Below are 12,850 nucleotides of genomic sequence, written 5' to 3' on the forward strand. Positions count from 1 at the left end.
CCTGCAAATGAGAGTGATTATTAACCGGCAATTTCCAGGGCCCGGCAATCGGCAGGACATTCGTTTGCGCGGCTTTTTCTTTTGATTGCGCGGCGAGGCCCCGGCCGGCCCTGACAGGACGGGGTCAGAAAGCTAAAGGATAATCATTCTTAATTACAGGGGAGGATTTTCCTGCTAGCTTATGGCCTCTTTTTCGGGTTCACAGGGAGTTCGCCATGCTCAGCCCCCACGCTGCGCCGCAGCCTGTCCAAAGGGATTTCACCCTGCAGTTTCCCAATCCGCAGCACGCCGGCACGGCGGCTGTGGTGCCGGAAATCACCTTGTCCACCGGGACTGTGCTGATGGACAGCCAGATGTGGATGCAAGAGCCGCTCTGGCAAGGTTTGAAAATCATCCTGGTGCTCAGCGGCCAGCTCAATTGCCGGGTCGAGGGCCAACCGGAAGTGGAAATTCGCGGCCCGACCCTGTGCGCCGTGGCCAACCAGGGCGAGCACTGCGGCGACCACCTGTTCGCCAGTGGCGTACCGGTGCGCTACACCACGGTGCAGCTGGACTTCCCGTCGATCCGCAATGCCGGCCTGGAACCCGAGCGCCTGCTGGACCCGCTCGGCGGCGGGCCGATGCTGTTCTGCCAGCCGGCCAGCAAGCCACTGCTGGCCCTGGCCCAGCAGATCTTCACCTGCCCGCTGCAGGGCCCGACCCGCTCCTTCTACCTGGGAGGCAAGGCCCTGGAGCTCACCGCCCTGGGAGTCGAGGGCATCCTCGCCCATGCCGAGTCCCGACCACTGCAGGACAGCCTGTGCAGCTCGGCGGACATCGAACGCATCCATGCCGCAAGGGACCTGCTGCTCAACTCATTGCAGGACTCGCCGTCGCTGTCCGAGCTGTCGCGTCAGGTGGGTCTGAATCCGCGCAAGCTCACCGCCGGCTTTCGCCAGGTGTTCGGCACCAGCGTCTATGCCTACCTGCAGGAACAGCGCCTGGGCGAGGCTTACCGCTTGCTGGCCAGCGGCGAAACCAATGTCTCCAGCGCGGCCTATCGGGTCGGCTACAGCCCGGCGCATTTCTCCACCGCCTTTCGCAAGCGCTTCGGGGTTTCGCCCAAGTCCCTGCGCTGAGTCGGGCGCGCTTGCCCTTGACCTTGCCCCGCCGTACCGCAAACGAAAGAAATGATCGCTCAAGCCAAAGTTTTAGGCCCTAACCCATGCTCACAAATGAGATACGTTTGCATTCTCATTTAATCCCCATCACGGAGTGAAGCATGGGCACCAGCGTTGCGCACCGAAACACCTCAGGTTGGCCTGTCGATTCTGCGGTTCCTCGCCCGACCCTGCGCCGCAGTCCGCTGGCGTGCCTGATCCACGGCGTGGCCCTGGGCCTGACGTTGACCCAGGCAGGTAGCGCGCTGGCCGCGGACGCCGAGCGCGAACCGCAACAGCCGCTGACCCTGGACACCAGCGTGATCAGCGCCACCCAGGTCGACTCCCCCACCGGCCAGCAAAGCGGCTATGTGGCCAAGCGCAGCCTCAGCGGCACCAAGACCGATGCCTCGCTGAGTGAAATTCCCCAGTCGATTTCCGTGATCACCCGCGACCAGATGGATGCCCAGCAGGTGCAGTCGGTGAACGAGGCGCTGCGCTACACCGCCGGGGTCCAGGCCAATACCACCGCCGCCAGCCAGCGCTTCGACACCCTCTCGATCCGCGGTTTCGACGTCACCACCGGCATGCTCCGCGATGGCCTCAAGGGCAATACCGCCCAGGCCTGGCCCAAGGTCGAAGCCTATGGCCTGGAGCGCATCGATGTGCTCAAGGGCCCGGCCTCGGTACTGTTCGGTCAGAACTCCCCGGGGGGCGTGGTCAACCAGATCAGCAAGCGCCCGCTGGACAAACCCTTCCATGAAGTGCAGATCCAGGGTGGCAGCTTCGACCGGGCCCAGGGCCAGTTCGACTTCAGCGGCCCCCTGGACGATGAAGGGCAGTTCCTCTACCGCCTGGTGGGCCTGGAGCGCGACAGCGGCACCCAGTTCGATCACATCAAGGACGACAAACAGTACTTCGCGCCCTCCTTCACCTGGAAACCCAACGACGACACCAGCCTGACCCTGCTGGCCGACTACACCCAGGACACGTTCGGCGCGCCGCGGGTGTTCCTGCCGGCCCGGGGCACCCTGCTTGGCAACCCCAATGGCAAGGTCAAGCACAACGTCTTCCTCGATGAACCGGGGCTGGACAACGACCGCACCCAATACTCCCTGGGCTACCTGCTGGAGCACCGCCTGAATGACGTCTGGAGTCTCAATTCCAGCGCCCGCTACGGCCACGTCAACCTGCTGACCAACACCGCCAGCGGCATGTCCCTGGCCCCGGACCTGCGCACCTTGAACCGCGCCGCCTATCGCTTTCGCATCGTCGGCGACACCTACTCCCTGGACAACAATGCCCAGGCCCGCTGGAACCTGGGCAGCACGCAAATGGTGTCGCTGCTGGGAGTGGACTACCGACGCACCCGCGAGGACTACTACCTGCGCGGCGGCACCGCTTCGCCCATCGACATCTACAACCCGGTGCATGGCGGCGTGTTCAACCCCACCACCCCCTTCACCAATACCGTGCAGCGCGCCGATCAGGTTGGGGTCTACGCCCAGCAGCAGTTCACCTTCGATGAGCATTGGGTGCTCACCGTCGGCGGACGTCAGGACCGCTCCAGCGCCCGTACCGACAATCGCCTGGAGCATACCGGGAGCAAGCAGGACGACGAGAAGTTCACTTACCGCACCGGGCTGGTGTACCTGGCGGACAACGGCCTGGCGCCCTACATCAGCTACTCCACGTCCTTCGACCCGGTGCTGGGCACCAACTTCTACGGCACGCCGTACAAGCCCACCAGCGCCAAGCAGTCGGAAGTGGGGATCAAGTACCAGCCGCCGGGCATCGACAGCTACATCACCCTGTCGCTGTTCGACCTGACCCAGGAAAACGTCCTGACCACCGACCCGGCCGAACGCCTGAACAAGATCCAGACCGGCGAGATCAACGTGCGCGGCATCGAGCTCGAAGGCAAGGCCAGCCTGGCCCGGGGCCTGGACCTGCTGGCGGCGCTGACCTACAACGACGCCGAGGTGAGCAAGAGCAACAACCCGCTGGAGAAGGGCAAACGCCCCACCGACACCCCGGAAAAAATGGCCTCGCTGTGGGCCGACTACACCCTGCCCGAAGGCCCCCTGAGCGGCCTGGGCTTTGGCGCCGGGGTGCGTTACATCGGCTCCACCGAGGCCGATGCCGCCAACACCCAGCGCGTGCCCTCCTACACCCTGCTGGACGCGGCGGTGCACTACGACTTCGACAAGCTGATCCCGGCGGCCAAGGGCCTGCGCCTGGCGGTGAACGCCACCAACCTCACCGACAAGCGCTACTACGAAGGCTGCTCGCTGACCAATTGCAGCGCCGGTTATGACCGCAGCGTCATCGCCAGCCTGCGCTACCGCTGGTAAGTCGCCGATGCTGCCCATGCGTGAAATCTGGCTCCGGCTGCATCGCTGGCTGGCCCTGAGCCTGGGGTTGCTCCTGGCGTTGTTGGGCCTCAGTGGTTCGCTGCTGGAACTCAAGGGACCGATCCTGCGCTGGGAGGTCGGTGCGCCGATGCTGCAACTGGCCCCCGGCGAGCACCGCACGCTGCTGGAACAGGAGGCCTGGATCAGGGCCGCCTCCGACGCCTACCCGCAGTTGCACAAAGTCTTCGGCGCGGCGCCGCCGCGCCAGGGCTTTCTCGAATCGGACAATGTGATCGTCTTCGGTGCCCTCAAGGAGCGCCCCGGAACCGGCATCGCCATGATCGATCCCTACACCGGCGAGCCCCGGGGCTTCTTTGTCTTCGAAGACCTGTGGCTGGCCAAGCTGGTGGCGCTGCACCGCAGCCTGCTGTTGCCGCAGGCCTGGGGTTCGACCCTGGTGCTGGTGTGCGGCCTGGTGTTGCTGGGCTCGCTGGGCAGCGGCTTGTACCTCTGGTGGCCGGGGCGCCGCAGCTGGTGGAAAGCCGCCAGCCTGCGTCGCGGCAGCCAGGGCACCCGGCGCCTGCGCGAATGGCACAACCTCGCCGCCGCGTGGCTGTGCCTACCGCTGCTGCTGATCGCCGCAAGCGGTGCCTGGCTCGCGCGCCCGGAACTGTTCACCTGGCTGGCGGCCCGGCCCATGGCCGTCAAGCCGCTGTTTTCCGCTGCCCACGGGCATTTGCTGCTGGGCACACCCGGCGCCTGGCTGGCTTTTCTCTGCGGTATTTCGTTACCCCTGCTGTACATCACCGGCCTGCTGTTGTGGTGGCGCAAGCGCGTCACTCGCCGGGCCGTTCAATCGTTCAAGGAAACCTCCCATGACACACCGTGATTTCTTGCGCCGCGCCCAGCGCGGGCTCTTGCTCGGCCTGCTGCCCCTGGGCCTGCTATGGGCCGCCACGGCCAGCGCCGCGACCCTCACCGATCTGGCCGGACGCCAGGTCCAGGTGCCGGAGAAGGTCGAGCACATCCTCCTGGGTGAAGGCCGGATGATCTATTCCCTGTCGCTGCTCGAAGGCCAGAATCCCTTCGCCCGTCTCGCCGGTTGGCAAGGGGACTTTCGCGGCCTCGACGTACAGGGCTACGAGGCCTATCACAAGGCCTTCCCGGAGGCGGAAAAGGTGCCGCTGGTAGGAGGAACTTCCGCCGAAACCTTCAGCGTCGAAAAGGCCCTGGCAGTGCACCCGGACCTGGCGATCATGGCCCTGAGCGGCGGCCACGGGCCGAGCCCCGACAGCGAGGCAGTGAAGCAGCTGGAAGCCGCTGGGGTGGCAGTGATCTTCGTCGACTTCAGCGACCATCCCCTGAGCCATACCGTGCCCAGCATGCGCCTGCTGGGGCAGGCCCTGGGCCGTGAACAGCAGGCCGAGGCGTTCATCGCCTTCTACCAGCAGTCCCTGGCCCGGGTCAGCGAAACCCTGGCCAAGGCCGGCAACGTCAAACAGCCGAAGATCTTCGTCGACATGCTCGCCGGCTTGCAGGATTGCTGCGGCTCGCCGGGCACCGGCAACTTCGGCGAAATGATCAAGCTGGCCGGCGGGCGCAACATCGCCGACGGGCGCATTCCCGGGCCCATTGGTGTGCTCAATGTGGAGTACATCCTCTCCAGCGATCCGGATGTGTACGTGGCCACCGGGGTGTTCGCTGCCGGTCAGGGCGGCGTGACCCTGGGGTACTCCGCCACCCTGCAACAGGCTCGGGACAGCCTGCGCCAGGCCGCCCAGCGCCCACCGCTGAACGAGCTGCGGGCGGTGCGCGAGGGCAATGTGCATGGCCTGTGGCACATCTTCTATGACTCGCCGGAGCACCTGATCGCGGTCCAGGCCCTGGCCGAGTGGCTGCACCCTGAACTGTTCAAGGACCTGGACCCGGACCAGACCCGCCGGGAGCTGTACCAGCGTTTCATGCCGATTCCCGCCAGCGGCGTATTCACCACGAGCCTGGTGCCATGACCCAGGCTGCCACCGACGTGCAGGAGCGCGTTGCCTCAGGGCACTACCAAAGACGCCATGGCCGCCGGGTGCTGCTGTTGTCCGGGCTGGCCCTGGCCTTGCTGCTGTCCCTGGCCCTGGACATCACCACCGGGCCTTCGGGCATGAGCCTCTCGCGCCTGCTGCAGGTGCTCTGGGACCCGGGCTCGATGCCCCGGGTCGAAGCGGTGATCGTGTGGAACGTGCGCCTGCCCTACGCCCTGATGGCGGTGCTGGTGGGTGCCGCCCTGGCCCTGGCCGGGGCGGAGATGCAGACCGTGCTCGACAACCCCCTGGCCAGCCCCTTCACCCTCGGCGTATCCGCGGCCGCAGCCTTTGGCGCGGCCCTGGCCATTGTCCTGGGCCTGGGCATTCCCGGAGTGCCGGCGCAGTACCTGATTTCGGCCAACGCCTTCCTCTTCGCCCTGGCCTCGGTGGCCTTGTTGTACCTGCTGGCACGCTGGCGCGGCTTCGGCGTGGAAAGCCTGGTGCTGTTCGGCATCGCCCTGGTGTTCGCCTTCAACGCCCTGGTGGCCCTGCTGCAGTTTGTCGCCACCCAGGACAGCCTGCAGCAACTGGTGTTCTGGACCCTGGGCAGCCTGGCCCGGGCCTCCTGGGAAAAGCTCGGGGTGCTGGCCCTGGCGCTGTTGCTGTGCCTGCCGTTTTCCCTGCGCCAGAGCTGGGCCCTGACCGCCCTGACCCTGGGCGAGGAACGGGCCCGCAGCTTCGGCATCGACGTCGGTCGCCTGCGCCTGCTGTCGCTGCTGCGCATCAGCCTGCTGTCGGCCCTGGCGGTGTCCTTTGTCGGCACCATCGGATTTATCGGCCTGATTGCCCCGCACATCGCCCGGCTGCTGGTGGGCGAGGACCATCGGCTGTTCCTGCCGGCCAGCGTGCTCAGTGGCGGGCTGATCCTGTCCATGGCCTCCATCGCCAGCAAGGCCCTGATCCCCGGGGTACTGGTGCCGGTGGGCATCGTCACGGCCCTGGTGGGCATTCCATTTTTCATGGCCATCGTCATGCGCAACCGTCGAGGTGTCCTGTGAGCCTTATCGCCTCCTCCACGCCCGGGCTGTGCACTGCCGGCCTGAACATGCACTACGGCAGCCGCCAGGTACTGCGCGACGTGAGCCTGCCACCCCTGGCCGCCGGCACCCTGACCGCGCTGATCGGCCCCAACGCGGCGGGCAAATCGACCCTGCTGCGGGGCATCGCCGGGTTGCAGAAAACCACCGGGCAGGTGCTGCTCGATGGCGTCGACCTCAACCGCCTGCCCCAGGTCGAACGTGCTCAACATATCGTCTACTTGCCCCAGAGCCTGCCGGAACGCACACGCCTGTGCGCCTTCGAAGCCGTGCTCAGCGCCGCCATGGCCGGGCATCGCAGCGCCGGTTTCGCCCCCGGCCGCCCCAGCGCCGCGGTGCTGCACGGGGTCGAACAGGTGCTCCGGGACCTGGACCTGACGGCCCTGGCCGACCGCCCCATCGATGCCCTCTCCGGCGGCCAGCGCCAGCTGGTGGGGCTGGCCCAGGCCCTGGTGCGTCAGCCCCGGGTGCTGCTGCTGGACGAACCCACCAGCGCCCTGGACCTGTACCACCAGTGCCAGGTGGTGGACGCCATTACCCGGGCCACCCGCGAGCGCCAACTGATCACCCTGGTGGTGGTCCACGACATCAACCTGGCCCTGGGTTTCAGCCAGCAGGTGGTGGTCCTGCACAACGGCCGCCTGGCCGCCGCCGGACCGGCCCTGGAAGTGGTCAACCAACAACTGCTGCGCGACGTCTATGGCGTCGACGGCAGCCTGGAACAGGTGCGCGGTCGACCGCTGGTGATGGTCGACGGCCGCCTGCCCTTTCACTCAGCCCTGGGATAACTCATGAGCGACATGCAACAGCTGCCCCTCGACACCCTGGAAACGCCCCAGGACGCACCGGCCTTCGACCTGCGTCCGCTGCTGGTGGCCAACCTGGCCTGCACCATGGCGATGATGGCGTTTGTCTCGCTGATCGGTCCCATTGCGCGGATTCTGGGCCTGGCCACCTGGCAAGCGGGAATGGCGGTGACCGTCTCCGGCGTGATCTGGATGCTCCTGGCCCGCCCCTGGGGCCGGGCCAGTGACCGCCTGGGTCGGCGGCAGATCCTGCTGCTGGGCACCGGCGGCTTCACCCTGGCCTTTCTCGCCCTCAGCGTATTCATCGACCTGTCGCTGCACGCCCTGCCTTCGGCACTGCTGGCGTTTGCCGGGCTGCTGCTGGGCCGCGGCCTGATCGGGGTGTTCTATGCAGCGATTCCGGTGGGCGGTTATGCGCTGATCGCCGATAACATCGAGCCCGAGCACCGGGCTCGGGCCATGGCTTCCCTGGGGGCGGCCAACGCTTGCGGCCTGGTCCTGGGCCCGGCGATTGCCGCGCTGCTGGCACGCCATAGCCTGAGTCTGCCGTTCTATGTGCTGGCGCTGCTGCCGCTGCTGGGCTTCGCCTTCCTCAAGGCACGACTGCCGCGCCAGGAACTGCACCTCAAGCAACCGCCAAAGTCGGTGAGCCTGACAGACCCGCGCCTGCGCCGGCCGCTGCTGGTGGCCTTTATCTCCATGCTGTGCGTGGCCATGGCACAGATCACCGTGGGTTTCTTCGCCCTCGACCGCCTGGGCATGGGCCCGGCGGACGCGGCGCAGACCGCCGGTGTCGCCCTGACCCTGGTGGGGGTGGCGTTGATCGCTGCGCAACTGGTGGTGCGCAAGTTGGAGTGGCCGCCACTGCGAATGATCCGCGTCGGCGCCCTGGTGGCCGCAGTGGGCTTTGCCGCGAGCATCCTCGCCGCCCACGCCTGGGTGCTATGGCTGGGGTTCTTTGTCTCGGCCGCCGGCATGGGCTGGATCTTCCCTTCCTTCGCCGCCCTGGCCAGCAACGCAGTGGACGCTGCCGAGCAAGGCGCCACCGCCGGTTCCGTCGGTGCAGCCCAGGGCCTGGGGGTGGTGGTCGGGCCCTTGGCAGGCACCCTGATCTACGCCGTGGAGCCGCGCCTGCCCTACCTGCTGGCGGCGCTGCTGTTGTTGCTGGTGGCCTGCTGGCCGGATCGCCGCAAGCCGGTGCACGCCTGAAGCCTGGCGCTGCCGAGGAACACCAAAGCGCCAGCGGCGTCGGGCAATGCCTGCCTCAATTGCCCGGCGCGGCGGCGGCCATGCGCCGGATCGCCAGGCCATAGAACAGCAAGGCCACGGTGGCCAGTGCACCGCCCGCCAGGCCGACATAGGCGAACCCCAACTGGCCGCCCACCCAACTGCCCAGCAACGCGCCACCGCCGATGCCGATGTTGTAGATCCCGGAGAACATCGCCATCGCCACGTCGGTGGCGTCCGGCGCCAGCACCAGCACTTTCGATTGCAGGGCCAGGCCGAAGCCCATGATCGCCATGCCCCAGACCACGCTCAGCGCCACCAGGGACCAGACGTGGCCGTTGAGAGGCAACAGCAGACTCAAGCACAGCGCCAGCAGGGTCACCGCCGTCAGCAGGAAACCCTGGGGACTGTGACGGTGCAGCCAGCTGAACAGCAGCGAGCCGATGATTCCGGCACCGCCGAACACCAGCAGGATCAGAGTCACTACATCGCCCCCCAGGCCCGCCGCCACCTTGATGAACGGTTCGATGTAGCTGTAGGCGGTGAACTGCGCGGTGACCACCAGGGCCGTCAGCACATAGATCGCCACCAGCGCCGGGCGCTTGAACAGCAGCGGCAGGCTGCGCAGGGAGCCGGAGTTCTGGCTGGGCAGCAGCGGCAAGGTACGGATCAACCACAACACCAGCAGACCGGCCATGGCCGCAATCACGCTGAAGGTGGTGCGCCAGCCCAGGGCCTCGCCCAGCAGGCGCCCCAGGGGAATGCCCAGGACCATGGCCAGGGAGGTGCCGGTGGCCAGCAGGCCCAGGGCCTGCACTTGCTTGCCCGGCGGTGCCAGGCGCACCGCCAGTGACGCGGTGATGGACCAGAACAGGGCATGGGCCAGGGCCACGCCGATGCGGCTGAGCATTAACAGGCCGAAACTGTTGGCCAGGCTGGAAAGGACATGGCTGACGATGAACAGCCCGAACAGCACCGTGAGCAGCTTGCGCCGCTCGACGTTGCGGGTCAGCAGCATCACCGGCAGCGAGGTCAGGGACACCACCCAGGCATAGAGGGTCAGCATCAGCCCGACCCGCGCAGTAGGCAGGTCGAAGCTGGCGCCGATGGCGCTGAGCAGCCCCACCGGCACGAATTCCGTCGTGTTGAAGACAAAGGCCGCCAGCGCCAACGCGATGACCGGCTGCCAGTTACCTTGAGGTGTAGCCGCGGAGTTACTCATGTGCGGGTCGTAATACTCTATCGATGATCGAACAGGTCCAGGACCCGATAAAAATGCACAAGCCGGGCCAGGAACAATGACTCGGGCTGCCCGCTTGCGCACCTGGTGCGCGCTGCGCGGCAGACGCTGGCAGGCGCCTGGTCAGTTGCCCCGCGCCGCCTCGAAGACCGTCATGGCCAGCGCCACCCCATTGAGCAGGCGCGCCTGGGTGACCCCGTCCCGGGCCTGTACCGACAGTCCGTGCAGCACCGTAGAGTAATAATCCCCCAGGGAAGTTGCATCGGTGTGTGCCGGCAGTTCCCCCGACTGCACCGCTGTTTCCAGGCGCTGGATGATGCTGGCGGTACGTGCCCGGCGATGCTCGGCCAGCCACTCACGCACGCTGTCGTTGTCGCTGGAGCAGTTCACCGCCGAGGACACCACCATGCAGCCCTGGGGATGACCGACCCGGGTGTAAAGCGCCACCGCCTCCTTGAGCATGCGCTCGATGGCGACGTAAGCGCTGGCTTCGCCCAGGGCCTGATCGGCAAAGCCGCCCTCATGGCTTTCATAGAGTTCGATGGCCTCGCGAAACAGCGCCTCCTTGGAACCGAAGGCGGCGTAGATCCGCGCCGAAGCGATCCCCAGGGCCGCCACCAGATCGGCCATGGAGGTGGTTTCAAATCCACGGGCCCAGAACAGCTCGAGCGCTTGGCGCAACGCCTGGTTGCGATCGAATTCGCGGGGTCTTCCAGCCATGGGGGTCGGGTATCTCGTCAAGACAAGGAAACTGACCGGCAGGGGCCGGTCAGTGAGTGGGCGCAGGCGCCGCGACGAAATGATATTAGATTTGCACCGGCCCCGGCCATTTTCCATGCCCCGGGGCCGTCTGCACCGAACTTCAGTCGGCGCCTTCCTGAAGAAAGGGCAGCAGGTGAGCGAGGAACTCCTCGGGCGCCTCTTCCATGATGAAGTGCCCGCAGTCGGGCACGATGGCGCCGCGCAGATCCGTGGCGTGGCCCTGCAGGGTCAGCAAGGGCGCATCGTTGGTGGCGTGCTCGGCACCGATGGCCAGCACCGGCATCGCCAGCGGCCGCTGCGCGCGCAGCTGATTCTGGCGCACCGTCTCGGGAATCGCCCGGTAGTAGGCAAAGCCCGCGCGCAGGCCGCCCGGCACAGCATAGGCCTCGATATAGACCTCGGCGGCCACCGCCTCGCGACGATGGGACCAGTGATCGAAGATGTAATTCAGGTAGGCCCGCTCGCGCCCGGCGATCAAGGCTTCCGGCAAATCCCGCAACTGGTTGAACATGAAATGCCAGAGAAAGATGTTCTGCTCTGGCGCGACAAAGATCGGCGGCGCCTCCGCCAGCCCCGGGATCACCGCTTCGGTCAACGCCAGGCGCTCCACCGCCTGCGGATGATCGCTGGCCAGGGCGTAGGCGATCCACATGCCGACGTCGTGGCCGACCACGCTGTAGCGCTCGAAGCCCAACTGCCCCATCACCTGGTGCAGCACCCCGGCCACATGGCCGGTGTCGTAGCCCTGCTCCGGGCGGTCGGACTGACCGCTGCCCGGCGGGTCCACGGCGATGGCCTGGAAGCCCCGGGCAGCCAGGGCCCGGATCACTTCGCGCCAGGCGTACCAGGTCTGCGGCCAGCCGGGAATCAGCAGCACCGGTCGGCCCGTGCCGGCGCTGACGCAGTGGATGCGCTGGCCATCGACGCGCACGTAACGGTGAACCAGGTCGACGCTGTCGGCCTGGAGGTTGTCAGTCAAAGCATTCATGGTTTTTTCTCGATGAAGGGTTTCAGGCAATGCCGAGCATGGCGTTGATCTGTTGGCGGTCGATCCCGGCCCCGGCGAAGTCGTCGAAGATCCGCTCGGTGACCTGGATCATGTGGCGCTTGATGAACTCGACACCCTCCCGGGCGCCATCCTCCTGATCCTTGAGGCAGCACTCCCACTCCAGGGTCGCCCAGCCCGAGTAGTCGTATTGCGCCAGTTTGGAAAAGATCCCCTTGAAATCCACCTGGCCATCGCCCAGGGAGCGGAAGCGCCCGGCCCGCTCGACCCAGGAGCTATAGCCGCCGTAGATGCCCTGGCGGCCGCTGGGATTGAACTCGGCATCCTTGACGTGAAACATGCGGATGCGCTCGTGGTAGATGTCCAGGTAACTCAGGTAGTCCAGCTGCTGCAGCACGAAGTGGCTGGGGTCGAAGAGGATGTTGCAGCGCGGGTGGCGATCCACCAATTCATAGAAACGCTCGAAGCTGGTGCCGTCGTGCAGGTCCTCGCTGGGATGGATCTCGTAGCACAGGTTGACCCCCTGCTCGTCGCACACATCGAGGATCGGCCGCCAGCGCCGCGCCAGCTCCTCGAAAGCGGCTTCGATCAAGCCTTCTGGGCGTTGCGGAAAGGGAAACAGATAGGGCCAGGCCAGGGACCCGGAAAAGGTGCCCATGTCGCTCAGCCCCAGGCGGCGCGAAGCCTTGGCCGCCAGCTTCATCTGCTCTATGGCCCAGGCCGTTCTGGCTTGAGGATGGCCCCGCAGCGCCTGAGGGGCGAAGTTGTCGCACATCGCGTCGTAGGCTGGATGCACCGCCACCAGCTGGCCGAAGATATGGCTGGTCAGCTCACTGATCACCAAACCCTTTTGTGCCAGCTGGCCCTTGAGGTCATCGCAGTAGTCCTGGCTGTCCGCCGCGGTGGCGACATCGAACAACCGCGCATCCCAGGCGGGAATCTGCAGCGCCTTGAAACCCAGGTCGGCGGCCCATTGGGCAATGCTCGGCAGATTGTTGAAAGGTGCAGTATCGGCACTGAATTGTGCCAGGTGCAGGCTGGGACCCTTGAGGGTTTTCATCGAATTGCTCCCTATTCTTTGTCGGTCGACAAAGAATAGGGAGGCGCTGTTGCCGCGTCAATCATCGGTGTGCAGAAAAGTGCTTTTGAGGCGAGCTGATCACCTGTAGGAGCTGGCTTGCCAGCGAGGGCGTCGACAAAAAAA

Annotated in this window: 11 protein-coding genes; 7 read left to right on the forward strand and 4 right to left on the reverse strand. The window is 66.2% G+C overall.

Features of this window, described 5'->3' with window-relative positions:
- The first annotated feature begins 215 nt into the window (after positions 1 to 215).
- The 7 genes from P7C00_RS19240 (at position 216) to P7C00_RS19270 (ending at position 8,620) form a co-directional block, all read left to right on the forward strand.
- The gene (locus P7C00_RS19240) at positions 216 to 1,118 is read left to right on the forward strand and encodes an AraC family transcriptional regulator (RefSeq protein ID WP_346635553.1); all 903 of its coding nucleotides are present in this window, start codon (positions 216 to 218) and stop codon (positions 1,116 to 1,118) included.
- A 143-nt stretch (positions 1,119 to 1,261) separates the two neighbouring features.
- Positions 1,262 to 3,493 (forward strand): TonB-dependent siderophore receptor, encoded by a 2,232-nt coding sequence (locus tag P7C00_RS19245; RefSeq protein ID WP_404937120.1) that lies wholly within the window; start codon positions 1,262 to 1,264, stop codon positions 3,491 to 3,493.
- Positions 3,494 to 3,509: 16 nt separating this feature from the next.
- On the forward strand, positions 3,510 to 4,382 hold the full coding sequence (locus P7C00_RS19250; protein WP_404937121.1) for a PepSY domain-containing protein: 873 nt from the start codon (positions 3,510 to 3,512) through the stop codon (positions 4,380 to 4,382).
- Complete coding sequence (locus P7C00_RS19255; protein WP_404937122.1) at positions 4,369 to 5,502, forward strand: ABC transporter substrate-binding protein; 1,134 nt, start codon at positions 4,369 to 4,371, stop codon at positions 5,500 to 5,502. The genes P7C00_RS19250 and P7C00_RS19255 overlap by 14 nt, the downstream gene beginning before the upstream one ends.
- Complete coding sequence (locus tag P7C00_RS19260; protein ID WP_346635557.1) at positions 5,499 to 6,566, forward strand: iron ABC transporter permease; 1,068 nt, start codon at positions 5,499 to 5,501, stop codon at positions 6,564 to 6,566. Before P7C00_RS19255 ends, P7C00_RS19260 begins: the two co-directional genes overlap by 4 nt.
- A complete protein-coding gene (locus tag P7C00_RS19265; RefSeq protein ID WP_404937123.1) occupies positions 6,563 to 7,393 on the forward strand; it encodes an ABC transporter ATP-binding protein in 831 nt (276 codons plus the stop codon). Before P7C00_RS19260 ends, P7C00_RS19265 begins: the two co-directional genes overlap by 4 nt.
- A 3-nt stretch (positions 7,394 to 7,396) precedes the next feature.
- Complete coding sequence (locus tag P7C00_RS19270; RefSeq protein ID WP_346635558.1) at positions 7,397 to 8,620, forward strand: MFS transporter; 1,224 nt, start codon at positions 7,397 to 7,399, stop codon at positions 8,618 to 8,620.
- A gap of 55 nt (positions 8,621 to 8,675) precedes the next feature.
- Here P7C00_RS19270 and P7C00_RS19275 read toward each other — a convergent pair whose 3' ends face one another.
- From P7C00_RS19275 to P7C00_RS19290, 4 genes are all read right to left on the reverse strand, one after another.
- The gene (locus P7C00_RS19275) at positions 8,676 to 9,860 is read right to left on the reverse strand and encodes a sugar transporter (protein WP_346635559.1); all 1,185 of its coding nucleotides are present in this window, start codon (positions 9,858 to 9,860) and stop codon (positions 8,676 to 8,678) included.
- A gap of 141 nt (positions 9,861 to 10,001) precedes the next feature.
- Positions 10,002 to 10,598 (reverse strand): TetR/AcrR family transcriptional regulator, encoded by a 597-nt coding sequence (locus tag P7C00_RS19280; protein WP_404937124.1) that lies wholly within the window; start codon positions 10,596 to 10,598, stop codon positions 10,002 to 10,004.
- Positions 10,599 to 10,740: 142 nt separating this feature from the next.
- Positions 10,741 to 11,628 (reverse strand): alpha/beta hydrolase, encoded by an 888-nt coding sequence (locus tag P7C00_RS19285; protein ID WP_346635561.1) that lies wholly within the window; start codon positions 11,626 to 11,628, stop codon positions 10,741 to 10,743.
- A 22-nt stretch (positions 11,629 to 11,650) separates the two neighbouring features.
- Positions 11,651 to 12,706: a sugar phosphate isomerase/epimerase family protein gene (locus P7C00_RS19290; RefSeq protein ID WP_346635562.1), complete on the reverse strand. Its 1,056-nt coding sequence runs from the start codon at positions 12,704 to 12,706 to the stop codon at positions 11,651 to 11,653.
- Positions 12,707 to 12,850 lie beyond the last annotated feature (144 nt).

It is taken from the genome of Pseudomonas sp. JDS08PS003 (assembly GCF_045013505.1).
Classification (GTDB): domain Bacteria; phylum Pseudomonadota; class Gammaproteobacteria; order Pseudomonadales; family Pseudomonadaceae; genus Aquipseudomonas; species Aquipseudomonas protegens_B.

What these genes read in the sequence shown, in the direction of transcription:
- P7C00_RS19240 (WP_346635553.1), top strand. Translation starts at nt 216, where the DNA reads ATGCTCAGCCCCCACGCTGCGCCGCAGCCTGTCCAAAGGGATTTCACC.
- P7C00_RS19245 (WP_404937120.1), top strand. Translation starts at nt 1,262, where the DNA reads ATGGGCACCAGCGTTGCGCACCGAAACACCTCAGGTTGGCCTGTCGAT.
- P7C00_RS19250 (WP_404937121.1), top strand. Translation starts at nt 3,510, where the DNA reads ATGCGTGAAATCTGGCTCCGGCTGCATCGCTGGCTGGCCCTGAGCCTG.
- P7C00_RS19255 (WP_404937122.1), top strand. Translation starts at nt 4,369, where the DNA reads ATGACACACCGTGATTTCTTGCGCCGCGCCCAGCGCGGGCTCTTGCTC.
- P7C00_RS19260 (WP_346635557.1), top strand. Translation starts at nt 5,499, where the DNA reads ATGACCCAGGCTGCCACCGACGTGCAGGAGCGCGTTGCCTCAGGGCAC.
- P7C00_RS19270 (WP_346635558.1), top strand. Translation starts at nt 7,397, where the DNA reads ATGAGCGACATGCAACAGCTGCCCCTCGACACCCTGGAAACGCCCCAG.
- P7C00_RS19275 (WP_346635559.1), bottom strand. Translation starts at nt 9,860, where the DNA reads ATGAGTAACTCCGCGGCTACACCTCAAGGTAACTGGCAGCCGGTCATC.
- P7C00_RS19280 (WP_404937124.1), bottom strand. Translation starts at nt 10,598, where the DNA reads ATGGCTGGAAGACCCCGCGAATTCGATCGCAACCAGGCGTTGCGCCAA.
- P7C00_RS19285 (WP_346635561.1), bottom strand. Translation starts at nt 11,628, where the DNA reads ATGAATGCTTTGACTGACAACCTCCAGGCCGACAGCGTCGACCTGGTT.
- P7C00_RS19290 (WP_346635562.1), bottom strand. Translation starts at nt 12,706, where the DNA reads ATGAAAACCCTCAAGGGTCCCAGCCTGCACCTGGCACAATTCAGTGCC.